The 16,346-nt window shown below is 39.5% G+C and carries 12 protein-coding genes; 3 read left to right on the top strand and 9 right to left on the bottom strand.

Annotated elements, in window-relative coordinates; genetic code table 11:
* Positions 1 to 91: 91 nt before the first annotated feature.
* Positions 92 to 1,321 carry a multidrug effflux MFS transporter gene (locus IEE83_RS25035; protein ID WP_194123195.1) on the bottom strand — a complete coding sequence of 410 codons (1,230 nt, stop codon included), beginning with the start codon at positions 1,319 to 1,321 and terminating at the stop codon, positions 92 to 94.
* Positions 1,322 to 1,519: 198 nt separating this feature from the next.
* Here IEE83_RS25035 and IEE83_RS25030 point away from each other — a divergent pair, with 198 nt between their 5' ends.
* Both IEE83_RS25030 and IEE83_RS25025 read left to right on the top strand, forming a co-directional pair.
* Entirely contained in the window at positions 1,520 to 3,664 is a 2,145-nt protein-coding gene (locus IEE83_RS25030) for an ATP-binding response regulator (protein ID WP_194123194.1), read from the top strand.
* A gap of 80 nt (positions 3,665 to 3,744) precedes the next feature.
* Positions 3,745 to 6,537: a DUF5686 and carboxypeptidase regulatory-like domain-containing protein gene (locus tag IEE83_RS25025; protein WP_194123193.1), complete on the top strand. Its 2,793-nt coding sequence runs from the start codon at positions 3,745 to 3,747 to the stop codon at positions 6,535 to 6,537.
* 30 nt (positions 6,538 to 6,567) lie between these two features.
* Here IEE83_RS25025 and IEE83_RS25020 read toward each other — a convergent pair whose 3' ends face one another.
* From IEE83_RS25020 to hxlB, 4 genes are all read right to left on the bottom strand, one after another.
* Positions 6,568 to 7,689, bottom strand: coding sequence for an ATP-binding protein (locus IEE83_RS25020; protein WP_194123192.1), 1,122 nt, complete (start codon positions 7,687 to 7,689; stop codon positions 6,568 to 6,570).
* 96 nt (positions 7,690 to 7,785) lie between these two features.
* A complete protein-coding gene (locus IEE83_RS25015) occupies positions 7,786 to 7,995 on the bottom strand; it encodes an alkylphosphonate utilization protein (RefSeq protein ID WP_194123191.1) in 210 nt (69 codons plus the stop codon).
* 173 nt (positions 7,996 to 8,168) lie between these two features.
* A complete protein-coding gene (gene hxlA / locus IEE83_RS25010; protein ID WP_137339215.1) occupies positions 8,169 to 8,798 on the bottom strand; it encodes a 3-hexulose-6-phosphate synthase in 630 nt (209 codons plus the stop codon).
* A gap of 47 nt (positions 8,799 to 8,845) precedes the next feature.
* The gene (gene hxlB / locus IEE83_RS25005; RefSeq protein WP_194123190.1) at positions 8,846 to 9,430 is read right to left on the bottom strand and encodes a 6-phospho-3-hexuloisomerase; all 585 of its coding nucleotides are present in this window, start codon (positions 9,428 to 9,430) and stop codon (positions 8,846 to 8,848) included.
* A 225-nt stretch (positions 9,431 to 9,655) separates the two neighbouring features.
* Here hxlB and IEE83_RS25000 point away from each other — a divergent pair, with 225 nt between their 5' ends.
* The gene (locus tag IEE83_RS25000) at positions 9,656 to 10,516 is read left to right on the top strand and encodes a helix-turn-helix domain-containing protein (protein WP_137339213.1); all 861 of its coding nucleotides are present in this window, start codon (positions 9,656 to 9,658) and stop codon (positions 10,514 to 10,516) included.
* 4 nt (positions 10,517 to 10,520) lie between these two features.
* Here the strand turns inward: IEE83_RS25000 and IEE83_RS24995 are convergent, their stop codons facing one another.
* From IEE83_RS24995 to IEE83_RS24980, 4 genes are all read right to left on the bottom strand, one after another.
* Complete coding sequence (locus IEE83_RS24995; protein ID WP_194123189.1) at positions 10,521 to 10,859, bottom strand: DUF6984 family protein; 339 nt, start codon at positions 10,857 to 10,859, stop codon at positions 10,521 to 10,523.
* 15 nt (positions 10,860 to 10,874) lie between these two features.
* On the bottom strand, positions 10,875 to 11,912 hold the full coding sequence (locus IEE83_RS24990; RefSeq protein WP_194123188.1) for a hypothetical protein: 1,038 nt from the start codon (positions 11,910 to 11,912) through the stop codon (positions 10,875 to 10,877).
* A 492-nt stretch (positions 11,913 to 12,404) separates the two neighbouring features.
* On the bottom strand, positions 12,405 to 12,623 hold the full coding sequence (locus IEE83_RS24985; RefSeq protein ID WP_194123187.1) for a type II toxin-antitoxin system HicB family antitoxin: 219 nt from the start codon (positions 12,621 to 12,623) through the stop codon (positions 12,405 to 12,407).
* A 166-nt stretch (positions 12,624 to 12,789) separates the two neighbouring features.
* Positions 12,790 to 16,206 (bottom strand): DUF7133 domain-containing protein, encoded by a 3,417-nt coding sequence (locus tag IEE83_RS24980; protein WP_194123186.1) that lies wholly within the window; start codon positions 16,204 to 16,206, stop codon positions 12,790 to 12,792.
* Positions 16,207 to 16,346 lie beyond the last annotated feature (140 nt).

The raw sequence follows: 16,346 nt of genomic DNA, 5'->3' as shown, positions 1-16,346 counted from the left end.
GTTTCCAAAATACAACTCAATTTACTCCAAAGTTTTGAGAAACGATCAGAATTGCTGGTTAAGCTGTAATTGATTTCGTTAGAATTAATTTTTAATGAATCAATCCACCATCCAATCCCGCTTCCACTTCAATCGGCCTTGTTATCATTCTTTTACCAATCAGAAAAACACAAAGTGCCAGAGAAGATGAGCTTGCCATAGCGAGCGTCATTGGGAAAGTTGACGGCTCTTCGAACAAACTTACAACAACAGAAATCGCAGCACCCATGCCCATTTGGATTGCGCCCATTAGTGCGGAGGCGCTACCTGCATTTTTTGAAAACGGAGCCAGTGAAAGTGCGGCCGCATTTGGATAAGTAAGTCCGATGCAACACAGAAAAAGAAATAAAAGTATAATGGTAAGCGTTAACGTCAGAAAGCCGTTGTAGGAAGCAAACAGCATGGAAAGGCTGATCATAACCATGAAAACAAGAGCAATATTGATAACCTGCTCACTTTTGTATTTTCTTAATAATAAGGTATTTATCTGACTGGAACCGATAAAACCTATTGACAAGAAGGCGAAAATCCAACCATAAACTTTCTCATTCGTATGAAATACTTCCATAAAAACCAGAGGAGAACCGGATACGTATGCGAATAATCCGGCAAAAGCGATGGCGCCAGTAAACGAATAAGTATAAAACTGAGGCTCACGGATTACGGAAAGAAAATTTAGAATTATTGGCCTTGGTTTTAAGGAAAGTGTGGTATCTGGCTTAAAACTGTCTGGCAGCCATAAAACCGAAGCTGCAAGAATCGCCACGCCCATTCCTGTTAAAATTAAAAATACTGCCTGCCAGCCAAAAGCTGCCGTAACATATCCACCAACGGTAGGGGCGATCATAGGAGAAGCGCCTACTACTAACAAAAGCAAAGAAAAAACTTTTGCGCTGTCTTTTACCGGAAAAAGATCACGAACCATCGCGACAGAAGCAACAGCGGCTGCGCAACTTCCAATGGCTTGTACAAATCGCGACAAAATGAGCATATCAATGGTAGTAGACATCGCACAACCGACAGATGCCAGAATGTAAACGGCGAGTCCGATAAACAATGGTTTTTTTCTGCCAAAACGATCCAGTAACGGCCCATAAAGTAATTGCCCCGCAGAAATTCCAATAAAAAATCCTGATAATGAAAGAGAAACTTTTGAAGCAGTGGTGTGTAAATCTTTTGCAATAGCCGGAAATCCCGGAAGATACATGTCAATCGAAAAAGGTCCTAATGCGGTTAAACTGCCTAAAATAAGTATAAGGTAAAAGTAAGTTCTGTTATTCATTTCTTGGAAAATTGGATTCTGGACTGATTTTTGATAACAGTGTTATAACAAAGTCGGTTCGCGGAATTTTAAATTACGGGTAGAAGTCCTGTTTTTCAGCCTTGTAGAATAATTTATATAATTAATCGCTAAATCGATTTTTCTTGTAGAAGATAAACTAACCCTTAACTTTACTAGAGTAAATGATCATGCTTAACGATGAAAAGTGACATAAAAACAGCTACCCTGAAATCCTTTGCCTGGACCATAACCCTGATTTTAATTTTAGCCTCCTTTGTATTTATAACGCTGATTACCAATTCAAAATCCGGAATTATTCAAAATAATATTCGTGTACTCAGGAACGGTAATGACAATTACCGCAGAATCGATACATGTATTTCTGTTTTATATGTTGCTGAAAATAATAGTCGGCTTTATGCAGTCACTTCGGACAAAAGATTTCTGGATCGTTACACCCAACAGATGCATACGGTTTCTTCGATTCTAAGTGATTTTCAGGAAGAAAAGAAGAAGCAATCGTTTTTTAATAATTTATATCTTCCACAACTTCTTGAAAATAAGCAGACTAAGGATGAGGAATTTGTGCATTTAAAGAAAATGGTTGACGATTTAATGCTGTTTCGTCCTGAACAAAAACAACCCGAAGTTACGGTCACAATACCCGTCAAGAAGCCTTATGTTGTCAAAACAACAACCAAAATAGCTAAATCAGATTCTGTCACGATTGTTCCGAGAAAGAAAAATAAAAAGTTTTGGAGAAGGCTGGTTGAGGCTGTTTCAAATAAAAACCAAGATAGCAGCGAAGTTAAAGTGGCCGCGTTGAAAACTACAACCACTTTTGCGGATTCACTTGCAATACATCCAAGAAAACAGGAGGTGGTAAGTGTTTCGGTGAACGACCATTCTCTGGAAAAAGCCAGACGAGAACTTAACAAGGCAGAACTGGAATTGCTGGTGCTCAATAATCGTATTTTTTCTAATCTTCAATCGGCTTTAAAGGTGTTGAAAATGGAAGAAATCAAAGATGTTGAAACTTTAAGGAATTCCATATTGGTACAAACATCCGACAATATGACGGAACTAGATCAGTTGTGGTGGGGAAATGTAGCAATTGTGCTGATACTGACCGTGATGATTTTATGGAACATTCTGAGGTTATACAAAAGCGAGAAGACAATTCTTGAGTACAGTATTCTGGCTGTTGAGTCGGCAAAGAAAAAAGGTGAATTTCTGTCACATGTATCCCATGAAATACGTACGCCTTTAAACTCAATCATAGGGTTTTCGCGCCAGATTGACTTTGCAAAACCCAAGGAAGATTTGCAGATGAAAATCAACGCGATTAAAAATTCATCTGACGTATTACTTATGCTGGTGAATGAAATTCTGGATTTCTCAAAATTTGAAAGTGGTAAAATAAAGCTTGTCGACCATAAGTTTCATCCTCTTGAAATGCTTGAAAACGTGACGGGAATGTTATCTGTACTGGCCGTAAATAAGGAAATTCAATTACACAAACAATTTGAAATTGACCAAAGTTTAATGCTCAGCGGTGATGATTTTCGCCTGAAACAGGTAATTATAAATCTTATTACCAACGCAATAAAATTTACTCCGCAGAAAGGAGAAGTGCATGTTCGTGCCAGGTTTGATAAAATAAAGGATCACCAGGGAATGTTGAAAATTTCGGTAACAGATTCAGGTGTAGGTATTGAAGATAAAAACCTGAAACTGATTTTTGAAGATTTTACACAAATAGAATCCTCAGATGAACGAAACAGGCAGCAAGGTACCGGTTTGGGATTGCCGATCTGTAAAAGAATTGTTGATCTTTTTGAAGGAACAATTAGTGTACAAAGTGAGCTGGGGAAGGGCTCGGTTTTTAAAATTGAAATTCCATTAAATATGGCAGTTGAAAAAGGACAGGTTGAGGAAAAGAGCGGCCTGATCGGAATCGGTAAACTTTTAAAAGATAAGCGGGTTTTGATGGTTGATGATATCAAAATTAATCTGTTATTACTGGGTCGGATTATGGATAAAAATGCGATTCGTTATGACCTCGCATCGGACGGGGAAGAGGCATATCATTTATTCAATAAAACGGATTATGATTTGATTATTACGGATGTGCAAATGCCAAAAATGGACGGATTACAGCTGACAAAACTGGTGCGAAATGATCAGAATCTTCTGAAATCCGGCATTCCTATCATTGGATATACCGGCAATGTGGCAGACGAAGACCGCTCTCATTATCTGCGTATGGGAATGAATGATTTGCTTGGGAAACCGTTTACAGAAAGTGATCTTGTCGAAGTTTTGGAGAAAGTAATTTCATAATTATTTTTATATTCACGCAACTTGTTCTTTCAGTGGAACATCTTCTCAAAAGCCGTGAAAAACTATAATGAATTACTCCTATGCTGAATCGCTCTATTCTGATTGTTTTTTTAATTTTTACAATATTTAGTCAGGTTCATGCGCAAACCGGCACGGGTGTAAAAGGCGTCATTAAAACTTCAAAAGGTGAACCTTTGCCATTTGCAGCAATCGTTGTGAAAGGAACAGAAATAAGCACAATTTCCAACGAAGAAGGAAAATATCAGCTCGATTTAAAACCTGGATACTACGAAGTAATTTTCCAGTATCTGGGTTTCAAAACCGGTCAAAAGTCATTTACCATCGAAAATAAAATGGAAACTTTTGACCTGACGATGGAAGAACAAGCCTATAATCTGGGCGAAGTCAGGATTGGAAATAAGGGCGAAGATCCTGCGTATACAATCATGCGCCGGGCGATTGCAAAAAGCCGCTATCATTTTTTACAGGTTGAAAGTTATACTGCCAAAGCTTATTCAAAGTCCTCTTTCGTAATCACCGATCTTCCTCTGGAATTTCTCTATAAAAAGGAATTAAAAGAAATTGAAAAGGAATCCAACTTCAAAAAAGGTGTTCCGATTTTAAACGAAAGTGTCTCGGAAGTAACATTTCGTCAGCCAAATTCATATAAACAGCGTGTGATTGCGGCGAGAAATAGCCAGGATAATAATTTTGCAAGTGCCAATCAATATTTCCTGACGAGTTTTTACCAGCCGGAAGTTGTAAAAGCAGTTTCGCCATTATCACCACGCGCTTTTACGTATTACAGGTTTGAGTATGAAGGCAGTTTTCGTGAAAATGGGGTTGAAATTAATAAGATAAAAGTCACACCGCGTTCTTATGGCGAAGGTGTTTATAAGGGAACAATTTATATTACCGAAAATCTTTGGAGCATTTACAGTCTTAATCTGCAAACGGTTAATACGGGTTTTAATATTGAAATAAAACAGGTTTACAGTCCGGTTCAAGGTGTATGGATGCCTACAAATCAGCAGTTTCATGTGAGCGGCGGGATTTATGGTATCAAAGGAAAAGGTGATCTGGTGATTTCTCAGACTTTTTCAAAACTGAAAGTTAACCCTGCTTTTCAGGCTGATATTGTTGTCGTTGACGGGAAAAAAGAAAAGGATGAAGCGAAGAAAGTTGGGCTTACGAACCGTGAAATCAAAACGCAGAAACTGGAAGATGTGGTTAGCAAGCAGAAAGAATTCTCTGCGAAAAACCTCAGAAAAATGATGAAGGAATATGAAAAGCAGGATCTTAAAAAGAAAGAGGAAAAAGGGGAGGATGTCGATCTGAATTTTACAAGACAAGATTCGACTTCGGTTGATTCCATGGCCAATCGTAGAAGTATGGCTTTCTGGGATTCAATCCGCTCTGTTCCGTTGACGGTCGCAGAGGTGAAAAGTTACACGCGACTTGATAGTCTGGTGATTATAAAAGAAGGAACGCAGCAACAGCGTGACAGTCTGAAAGTTTCCAAAGCGGATACCACAAAAAGGAAAAGCGGCGGGGGCGGATTTGGGAGTTCTATTGGTGATATTTTTACGGGTCACACATTCCGTTTAGGCAAGAAAAGTCCATGGAGACTGGAATATGTTAGCCCTATTTATGGTTTGCAGGTCAATACCGTTGAAGGCTGGGTTTTGAATGGTGGTGGATTTAAATTGAGATATCGAAGAGGATCACAACCGAAAAAGAATTCGGATGAAATTAATATATCCAGTAACGGCATTAAAAGAAATACGGTCCGACAACAAGGTACCTGGACGTTCAGTGGATTGACCCGTTATTCTTTTGGAAGACAAAAGTTGTTTGGAACCGGTGGGGCAGATTATGCCTGGAAACGAAATCTGATCAGTTTTTCTGGCGGAAAAACAGTTTCCCAATACAATCCTGATAATCCGATGCATCCGATTTTGAACAGTTTGACAACACTGTTTTTGGAAAGAAATTTTATCAAGATTTATGAGAAAAATTTCGTTCGTCTTGATTTTAAAACCAATCAGCAAAATGATCATTTTGAGCTGAAAGCGAATATTGAATACGCAGATCGCCAGGGACTTTCTAACCTGGAAAAAACAAATCCATACCGCTGGATTGATTGGGATAAACGTTCTTTTACGTCTAATGATCCATTTAATTCGGAATTGGCACATCAGTCTGAAACAACCAATGTCAACATGCAGCCACATCAGGCTTTGACTCTGGGCATATCGGCCGATTACAAACCCTGGCAGAAATATAAAATCCGAAAAGGAAAGACAACCTTTTATGACGATGATTCTCCGAAACTTTCCGTCACATACCGGAAAGGAATTAAAAATGCATTTGGCAGCGACGTCGATTTTGATTTCGTAAAGGTTGGCATTGCACACGGATTTGATATCGGTATTCGGAGCAAACTAAGCTATAAAGTCGCCGCGGGTATGTTTATAAATAATGATTCTGTACCGTTTCCTGACTTCCAGCACTTTGCCGGAAACCAGTTTTTTTTCCAATATGGAGATCCGGTCGGTACTTTCCGAATGCTGGATTATTACCGTTACAGCACTTCAAAACGTTTTGCGGAAGCACACGCATTGGCTGAATTACGGAAGTTTTTGCTAACCCAAATCGCCTGGTTCAGGATACTTGGGATTAAGGAAAATTTCTTTGCACATTATCTGGCAACGCCGGATTCAAATAATTACGGGGAATTGGGTTATGCGCTGGACGTTGGTATCCGCTTTCCATTCCGTGTTGAAGTGGCTAACAGTTTTGAAGGATTCAAGTACAAACACACCGTTTTCCGGATTGGTACTACGATGAATTTTTCTTTTGGTAAGAAGTAGGAAGAAAATTTTGATGAATTGATTTGAACGTCATAAAATGAATTCATCAAAATTTTCTTTATGGATTACCTTAAATTCACTATCTGGATAAGCATTTGAAAAGGTTTTGGAAAAAGAAGTCTTGGCATTTGGATTCCATTTGAATTCATAAGCGCTAAGTTTGCCGTCAGAATCTTCTATGTAATCGATTTCAGCCTGCTCTTTTGTACGCCAATAGTAAGAATTTGCCCAAATTCCGTTGTAGTTTATAAATTTTATTCTCTCTGAAATAATAAAATTCTCCCATAAGGCGCCAATATCTGTTCTTAGTTCAGGTTGGCTAAAATTGGCTATAAGTGCATTACGGATTCCGTTATCGTAAAAATAAATTTTTCTGCTGCTTTTAAGTTCATTCCGAAGGTTCCGATTAAAAGAGCCCAGTCGGAAGATTACAAAAACCTGTTCTAATAAATTGATGTATTTTTCTACCGTTTTATTATCGAGTCCGCAAATCTGTCCCAACTCATTATAAGATACTTGCGAACCAACCTGAAATGCCAGCGCTTGTAATAATTTAAGAAGTCTGTCCGGTTTCTGGATATTTTCCCACATTAAGATATCCTTATATAAATAACTATCAGTGAGCTGTTTGAGAACTTCTTTTTCGGTGCCTGTATGATTTATTATATCCGGATAATATCCATAGATAAGGCGGTGGGGAAGCAGTCGCTTTTCTTCAAGCAAACCATGCTGCATGACCATTTCACCAAAAGAAATTGGAAACATTTTATATTCCCATTTGCGACCGGTTAGAGGTTCGTTGACCTTATTCGCCAATTCAAAAGCTGAGCTCCCGGTTGCGATAAGCTGAATATCTTTGATATTATCAGTTATCAATTTTAGTTTCAAACCGATGTCTGAAATTCGTTGTGCTTCATCAATAATAATATTTCGATTATTACCGATCATACTTTTCAGTCGTGAAGAAGTAGTGTTTTCGAAAAGAGCTTGAACATCAGGTTCGTCTCCGTTGAGCCAAAGCGTATCACCTGAGTTGTTAAATATGGTGTTTAACAAAGTTGTTTTTCCAACCTGACGGGCGCCAAGAAGTATGATGGCTCTACCATCATACAATTTTGCTTTAATATGATCTTCAAGAATTCGCTTAATCATATATCTAGAGAAAATTAAATATACAACTTTTTAGGAATGAATTCCTGAAAAGAGTTAACTTTTTAGGAATCCATTCCTAAAAAGTTAACTCTTTGTCTACATTTTCTGTACAAACATCGTTTTCAAAACCATCACAGTTCTTTCTACTTTGCCTTCAATTTCTTCCGCGTCGTCAGTCAGACGAATATTTTTTACAACCGTTCCTCTTTTCAAAGTTGTTGACGAACCTTTGACTTTCAAATCCTTAACCAGTTTTACAGAATCGCCTTCTGCAAGCAGGTTCCCATTACCATCTTTAACTTCCATGAATTATTTTTTACTGTACCAATATTTTCAATCTGCCGCAAAGTTAGAGAAAAGGACTAGCAATGATCAATTTAGCAAGATTAGCTGACTGAAACTGACGAAAATCATAAAATTCACCTAAACGCAAAAGAGCTGTTTCCGGCGGGGAAACAGCTCTTTTTTATAAAAAAATACTAAGCGTCCAATGCTTCACGAAGTTCTTTCGCAGCCGCAGCCGGATCGGCAGCGCCGTAAATTGCAGCACCTGCAACCGCAACTTTAACGCCGGAAGCTTTCACCGCAGCGATATTGCTCAACTTAACACCACCAGCGATTGAAACCGGAACACCTGCACGAGAAGCTTCATCAATCAAAACCTGAATTGAATATCCTGGCTGAGCCTGTTCATCAAGACCTGCGTGTAATTCAACAAATTCAACACCCAAAGCAATAACTTCCTGAGCACGTTTTACGCGATCCAAAACGCCGATTGTATCCACTACAACACCTTTTCCGTGTTTTTTAGCAGATTTAACAGCGCCGATAATGGTTGCGTCACCTGTTGCGCCAAGGATGGTGATCAAGTCTGCGCCTGCACCGAAAGCCATATCCGCTTCCAGTTCACCTGCATCAGCTGTTTTAAAGTCAGCGAAAACCAGTTTGTCCGGAAATGCTTTTTTCATCGCTGTAATCACAGCCAAACCTTCACTTTTGATTAAAGGCGTACCCAATTCAATAATATCGATATAAGGAGCAACTTTTGTTGCTAATGCGATTGCGTCTTCTGTTGTTAATAAGTCTATTGCGACTTGTAATTTAACCATGATTGTACTGTTTATTTAATTGTAAATTATTGGTATTCAATGTAATACTATTCCAGGTTGGCATGGCGTTTCCAAAGTTCTTCTGCCGGTGTTCCGTCCAGTTTCCATAAAGTCTGGATCAAAGCGTCAGTAAGAAGTAATACAGATTGTTCAAATAAACTTCCTGCATATTGTTTTGAAATACTGCCGCCGTGATCTTCCTTTTGAGCTGCCGGAAGAATGGCAACATGGCTTGATAACTTAGCCAATGGAGATTCCATTGTGGTTGAAATTGTAATAACTTGCGCATCTGCCGAAACTGCCTTTTCGGCTGCTTTGACAATACTGCTGGTTGTTCCTGAACCTGAACCTGCGATGAGCAAATCGTTTTTTTTGATTGCTGATGTTGTCGTTTCACCCACGACAAAAACCGTAAAACCCAAATGCATTAACCGCATCGCCGCAGCTTTTAAAGCCAACCCTGTCCTTCCTGCACCGACGATAAAAATCCGTTCAGCATTTTGAATAAAGGGAATCATATTGGCAACCTGATAAAAATCGATCTTACCCGCCAGCTTCTGATTTTCTTCCAGAATCATCACCAGATTCGCCTGGATATCAGTCGCTAAATCAATATTCACTGCTGAACTCATTATCTCACTAAATATTTATTGAAATCTTGTTAATTAAGAAAATCCCCTAAATCAAGATCACAAAGGTACCTGGGAGTTATAGCGAACACGTTACACTATCAGCGCGATATGTTGGACTATTTGCTAATGAATAATTAATCGATTGCAGAATTTGCTAATTTTGGTGTCTAATTCGGAATATAGCATTTGTGACGAATGATTCCGGAATTTAATAAAGTTGAAAAAATGGAAGAAACGAAGCTAAGCGTTGAATTAAATAAAACGCTGATTTACATAAGAAATCTGGATAATTGTCCACCAAGTTATCTTAACGATCCAAGCAGAAAGGAATTCTTTGAAATTGTCTGGCTGAAAAACGAAAACGCACTTCATACCGTGAAAGGGGATGAATTATTGAAGGGAGACTGGATATATCTGATTCCTCCTTACCGTGTTCATCAGCTTAACAAAGCTGGTAAAAAAGGCATTTTATTATCCTTCAAAAGAGATATTCTGGATGATGATGTGAAGGAATTTTTGCTGGATGTTTTCAAGATTTTCAATATCCAGGGAGAATTTTCGTGTCTGCAAATCAGTGATGAAACGGCTGAGCAATTAGGGAAAGTTTATCAACTACTGGAAGAAGAATATCAGCGGGAAAATAATAGTCTGGTGATTATTAAGGCATTGTTGAAAGTATTTTTGCTTCAACTGGTTCGTATTAAAGAGCATAATTTCACGGTGCAGGATATTAACCAGAAACGTGTTTATGAATTTATGGTATTGCTGGAAATGAATTATCAGCAGGTGAGAAACACAGATTTTTATGCAGGAAAATTGGGGATAAGTTCAAAACGCCTAAACCAGATTTTGAAAGAAAAACTGGACAAAACGGGCATGCAGTTAATTCACGACAGAATTATCCTGGAAGCGAAACGTCAGATTATCCACAGTGAAAATACGATCAAGGAGATTTCGTATGACCTTGGTTTCACCGACCGACCGTATTTCAGCCGCTTTTTCAAACAGCATACCGGCTTGTCGCCTGAACAATTTCAGAATGAAGCGAAAGCGCATATCGTTACTAAATTCAATACCTTATTCTGAGCGGCTACAAATTGCCTCTCAGAATAATTTTATCCGGCGTGGGATATTCTAAAAGTTTGGTAAAATCCACTTTCCAGAAATCAAGATCCAGCAAATGACCTTTATCGTCTTTCGTTAAGGTAATGACAACCGGAGTTTCATCCGAATCAACATATTCAACCTGAATTAAATCGCCGGCATAAGCCGAAACGTCACCACCCAGACTGATACTTCCCATTTTCCCGTCTTCATATTCGTCAACATATTCATCAACTGGATATTCTTCAGGGTTAAGGTTTAATTGATTTAACAGAAATTCGATCAGATCTTTTTCGTTCTGCCGGATTAGTCTTTTTTCTCTCATCTTGTAATTTCAATGTCAGGCTAACTTTTTATCCTTGTTTCTCCACTGTTCTGCTTTCTTACCAACAAACCAGAAAGAGACCGCAAGTATAGCAAAGAAAATTCCTTTGTTGGTTCTGTCCCAGAAATATTCAAAGTAGCGGGTGTAAATATTAAGAAGGAAAAAGATAAGGCATGTATCCCGCAAAACGTCATTTTTAACCTGAAAAGCATAAGCTGTTAGTGCACCCAAAACAATGGTGTAACCCACAGCCCAATACCAAAGCGTTCCCTGTCGAATAACCGTCCATCGGCTTAAATCGTCATAATTTCCAAAAATAGAAAGTGTCCAGGCTGCCAGAAGAAACAGGAATAAACCAATTGAATAAGTGACTGGTGTAAAGGATTTGAGTAAATCTATTTTAGCAACAACCCAGGACAATGACCAGATGACAAGCCCAAATATGGTCATATTTAATGGGTAATTCATTCCTGCAAAACGCCAGTTTCCACCCGTCCAGAAATAGGTTTGTGCTCCCCACCAACCTGCAATTGTCAAAAGCATCACCGTCCATAAAAGCTGAGAATTCAGGTAAGCTGCGCTGATGAAATAAGCGACGGCAGCGATCAGTAATGGTCTGGCATAATTGCCTTCAAAATAAGCAAAACTCCGTGTCCAGTATGCGATGGCTATGGCTACGCTTAAAATAATGGTGATTGTATAAGTTTCGTTACTAGCCTTTGCAGTCGGGTATTTTAGTTTTCTTCTTTTGGCTAAAATAACGAAGGCGATGGCTAACAACGAAAATCCGATTCCAACAATGGTTTCTGAAAAGCCCCATTTATTACGCAGCAATTCAATCCACTTTTCATCAATAACTAACGCCCCAAATGCCAACAGACCACAAGAAACCGCCGAGATAAAGGCATACCAGGTAATCGTATCCGCATTGGAATTGCGAAGCTGGTAGCTATTTCGTAAATCCTCAGCAAGCTCCGGCGTGATTTTATTCGTCTCCTGCCAGAACTGAATCGCGTTGTCGAGAATAGTTGCGTCCTTTTTTTCTAATTCCATTTAGTTGATGATGAGGTTTACTTGAAAAGGTATTGTTTTTATCTCAAATAGTGTTTTCAAATATACCTTTTTTAATTTTTTATTATGAATATCGTGCCGGTTGGAATGGGTTAGGTTTCTGGAAATAGGATGGTTTAGAAATAAAAAGAGAAGCCAAGTTTTTAAAACTTGACTTCTCTCGGATATACCCTTTAAACCGGTAATAAAATATTTATACACCTAGTTATTGAATAACAATTTTTCAAGATCCATTTTGGGAATTTCTAAATGATCAGCGATATTTTTAAGTATCTTGTTGATAGTTCCTTCTCTTAAAGGTTTATGATTTGGAATGGTCTCTGAATGGGTTCCATTCAGAGACGTTTTAATTCATATGTGGCTTCCATTCTGGCGGACAGCGATATATCCAAATTGAGCAAGCCTTTTGATAAGGTCTTGCCCTGTTAGATTCTTAAGGATCATTATGTAGTGTGTGTAAATTCTAAGAAAATTCTAAATAACAAATACTTCGTCCTTTATAAAATGAAGGCGTACAGTTTTTGGCATATCTTCAGAATTCTCAAAGTGACATTCCAAAGCCTCTCTAATCATAGATTTAAGTTCTTCGATATTATCACCCTCCGTTATAATTTGCTCATTATCATTAACTTTGGCTTCTGCAATAAAACCTCCGTCTTGTTCCTGCTCTACAATAAAAAGTATTTCGTTCATATTTCTCATGTGTGAATGTATAATCAAATATACATTTTTAATGGCTTACTTTCAATACCATAGTTTGACGGATGATATTCGATTAAGTAAAATCGGAAGAGCTATAAAAAAGAGAAGTCAAGTTTTCAAAACTTGACTTCTCAGGTATTCTCAAATATTTAAACACCTATTTCAACCCAGACAAAAACTCAACCACATCCCGAATTTCTCTTTTGGACATGATTGAACCCATCGGAGGCATACTGGAAGGAACATTATCGCGTTTTGCAATTCTTGATACCGGGATTTTCAAAGGCTCGGCTTCCGAAGTTTTAAGTACAAGCTCATGTGCGTTTTCTTCTGACAGAATTCCTGATGCGGTTTGTCCGTCTTTAAGTGTCAGAACCACCATACCAAAACCAGGGGATAATCTCGCACTTGGCTCGATCAACGCTTGCAGAATTTGTTCTCTTGTCAAAGTTGAACCAATTTTGGAAAGTGACGGACCAACTGCTCCGCCTTGTCCACCGATGGAATGACAACGTGTACATTCTGCTTGCGAACTCGTCATGAAATATCTGCGTCCCAGCATGGCATTTCCGCCATAAAGTGATTCCTGATAATCTGCAACCGTTGTTCCGGTAGAGCGCATTGGAGCCATTTTGGCGATTAATGTACTTGATTTTGTTGAATCCACAGCTTCACCAAGGTCAAGAGCCAAAGTATTAGGAAGTTCTTTTGAAGCCATTTTACCAATCAAACCATCAAAAATTGTTTCAGTTTTGGCAACTGGCAAACCACCTAAAACACGCAACATTTGCTGCTGCTCCTTGATACTTCCTTTTTCAAAAATCGTCTTGGAAATATCTGAAAGTGTCTCTTTTGACATATTTACACTGCTCACCAAAGCCAATGCAGAAGTACGAACATCAGCATCCGGATCGGTCATCCCTTTTTTCATAACCGTTTCCATTTCTGAATATTTCAGGTCATGCAAGGCAGTTAACATAGCGGCTCTTACTTTCGGATTTTTGTTATCGTCAAGGATTTTAGCCAGCGTCGCATTATTGTCAGAAATTCCCAATTCGCTTACCAGCTGAGATGTTGCGATTAAAATGGCAGCATCGTCTTCCTGCAAAAGTGAACTGATTTGAGGTTTTATTTTTGTCTTAACAATTTCAGGATTTCTGGTAATTACGCCCCGGTAGCGACCGTCAACGCGATCCAGAACTGATGGATTTGCCCAGCTACCCAAAGTCGCCAGTGCCTCCGCTCTCAGTTCATTACTTACGTCTTTTCTTTTAGCAAAAGCAATCAGATTGTCCAATTGTTCATCGCCACCTACACGCAGGGATGCATTGATCGCACGGCGCAGTAAAGGCTCAGAAGTAAATCTTTTCTCTTTCAAAATTGCTGCCAAAGCAGGTAGAGCCGGTTCAATCGATAAATCATCATTGATCGCACGAGCAGCTTCTGTTACTACATATTCGTCTTTGTCCTGCAAAAACAAACTTACCTTGTCGCTGCTCAACCGGCGCAATACCAAGACGGCGGCGATACGTAGCGATTTGTCAGGATTGTTAACAAGCGCAACAATCGGTTCTACTTCACCAATCCGGGAAAGGGCAAGAACTGCCGAGTGTCTTAAATAAAGGTCTTCATCTTTATTCGCTTTGATCATATCAAGCAACGCAGTAACTGCTTGTTTTTCTTTGATACGCCCCAAAGCCTGCGCGCCGAAAAACTTCACACGAGGATTTTTGTCAGTCAGTAAAGGAATTAGCAAAGGACCCGCTTCTGCGATTTTTGCATCACCCAAAACTTTTGCAGCCTGCGAAATGATTTCCGGATCAGCATCTTTCAATAAAGTGAACAAAGTATTTGCATAAGCTTTGTCTTGTCTCGCCAATTGTCCGATACCCCAAATTCCATGGATACGAGCCAGTTGACTGCCGGTTGCCGTAATGGCTTTGTTTAATTCCGCAGCACCTTTTGCACCACGGGAAGCCAGTTCAAACTGCGCTTTCAAACGGATGCGCATATCCTGATTTGACAACAAAGTGTACAACATTGACTCAGCCTGTTTGGTATAATCCAGCTGCATCAAACGTTTTGTTTCAAGTCGCAACGCTTTCAGATCATTTTTGCTGTCCGTTACATCCAGTCGCCAAACGCGCCCGTAGTTTTTCGTATCCCAGCCATTGATCCAGTCAGCCACATAAAGTGCTCCATCCGGACCGAAACGAATACCGGTTGGCAGAATTCCGTTCAAAATATTTTTTTCTCCATCAAGCACGAAAGAGGCACCTTTTGGCTTCAAACCAAATGACCAGATTGGCGAACGTGCAGGGTTACCAACAAATTCAACCAGGAAAAACTTGTTTTTCCATTCTGATCCCAAAGCCGTTCCCGGATTGTACTGCATTCCCGTTGGACCGTTGTGGAAATTCTGGATAGGAGGAATGATGTAGGCCGCCTGACCTTCCCAATGCGGAACATATAATTTCTCGTCCATCCATACTTTATAGCTGTTATTCTTTGGATCAGTATATTTTCCGTACTGCCAGTTTGAACGCCAGCCGGCGTCCGAACCTTCAACCACGTGAACAAGACGCTCGCTTTCGCCGGGATGATCACCGTCGTTATCAGAACTTATCAGGTTACCGTATTCATCAAAAACGAATTCGTGCGTATTTCTCAAACCACCTGCAAAAATCTCGAAATCAGTTCCGTCGGGATTTGATCTTGCGATAATTCCTTCATTAGGGCGTTTGAAATTCTCACCTTCTTTGGTTGTAATGTTGGCTCCGATATCACCGATGTTCCAGTAAATTTTCCCATCCGGACCTTCAATCGGATTTGACATACCGTGACCGCCGAATCCAATATGTACACCATAACCATGACTAATGGATGTTTTTTGATCCAGAATTCCATCACCGTTGGTATCTTTCAGTCTCCAGACATCAGGAGCGATGGCTACAAAAGTATCTTGTGCACGAACCAGCAAACCGCCGGCAACATCTGAAATTTCTTCAAAGAAATCACTCAAAATGCGCATGGAAACGTCTGCGATACCGTCATTGTCAGTATCTTCCAAACGCCATACTTCGTCTTTTTCAACGGTAAGATCCTTCCAGTCGTGTGAGCCGTCGCCGTTCAAATCTTTAAGCCATTCGTTTTCCTTGCTTTTGGAAGGATCAAAAGTGCTGCGCAAAAACGCACGACGATCTTCAACAGATTGCAAAGCAATGGAAGGCGTCATCCAGTTACGGTGACCGCGGATATCAAATTCAGAGTTTTTCTGTCTGTTTGTTCTATTGAGATAAACTCTTCCCTTATCGTCAATGGAAATGGCAACCGGATCTGGTGCCAGAGAATCTGATGCCCAAAGGTCAAGTTTTAATCCATCGGCAAGTTTTATAACCGTATTGTCACGGATTTCCTTAGCTCTGGCTTTTCCAGTGGCTGGATCTTCCTTAATCACCATCGGTTTGCTGGAAATTTTGGTAGTCGATGGAGCCATTTTCATACAGGAAACGACCACAACGGCGGTTAATGCCAGTATCGGAAGTGGTTTTCGTAAAAAGTTTTTAGGGGTCATCAGGTTGAATAACTGTTTGGTATGGAATAACGTCTTAGCCTTGAAAGACTAAATGTATATCGAAAAAGAGTTAAGAGGAAGAAAACCATCTTTTTTACTGCTAAAAAACATTTAAACGCAGAGTTAGCGGAGTTTTTCGC

It is taken from the genome of Dyadobacter subterraneus, assembly GCF_015221875.1.
GTDB lineage: Bacteria > Bacteroidota > Bacteroidia > Cytophagales > Spirosomataceae > Dyadobacter > Dyadobacter subterraneus.
Note: the sequence above shows the minus strand (reverse complement) of the source record. Positions and strands in the feature narration are given on the sequence as shown.

Bases quoted from the DNA above. Each gene is read 5' to 3' on its own strand.
- IEE83_RS25035 (WP_194123195.1), bottom strand. From the start codon at position 1,321: ATGAATAACAGAACTTACTTTTACCTTATACTTATTTTAGGCAGTTTA.
- IEE83_RS25030 (WP_194123194.1), top strand. From the start codon at position 1,520: ATGAAAAGTGACATAAAAACAGCTACCCTGAAATCCTTTGCCTGGACC.
- IEE83_RS25025 (WP_194123193.1), top strand. From the start codon at position 3,745: ATGCTGAATCGCTCTATTCTGATTGTTTTTTTAATTTTTACAATATTT.
- IEE83_RS25020 (WP_194123192.1), bottom strand. From the start codon at position 7,689: ATGATTAAGCGAATTCTTGAAGATCATATTAAAGCAAAATTGTATGAT.
- IEE83_RS25015 (WP_194123191.1), bottom strand. From the start codon at position 7,995: ATGGAAGTTAAAGATGGTAATGGGAACCTGCTTGCAGAAGGCGATTCT.
- hxlA (WP_137339215.1), bottom strand. From the start codon at position 8,798: ATGGTTAAATTACAAGTCGCAATAGACTTATTAACAACAGAAGACGCA.
- hxlB (WP_194123190.1), bottom strand. From the start codon at position 9,430: ATGAGTTCAGCAGTGAATATTGATTTAGCGACTGATATCCAGGCGAAT.
- IEE83_RS25000 (WP_137339213.1), top strand. From the start codon at position 9,656: ATGGAAGAAACGAAGCTAAGCGTTGAATTAAATAAAACGCTGATTTAC.
- IEE83_RS24995 (WP_194123189.1), bottom strand. From the start codon at position 10,859: ATGAGAGAAAAAAGACTAATCCGGCAGAACGAAAAAGATCTGATCGAA.
- IEE83_RS24990 (WP_194123188.1), bottom strand. From the start codon at position 11,912: ATGGAATTAGAAAAAAAGGACGCAACTATTCTCGACAACGCGATTCAG.
- IEE83_RS24985 (WP_194123187.1), bottom strand. From the start codon at position 12,623: ATGAACGAAATACTTTTTATTGTAGAGCAGGAACAAGACGGAGGTTTT.
- IEE83_RS24980 (WP_194123186.1), bottom strand. From the start codon at position 16,206: ATGACCCCTAAAAACTTTTTACGAAAACCACTTCCGATACTGGCATTA.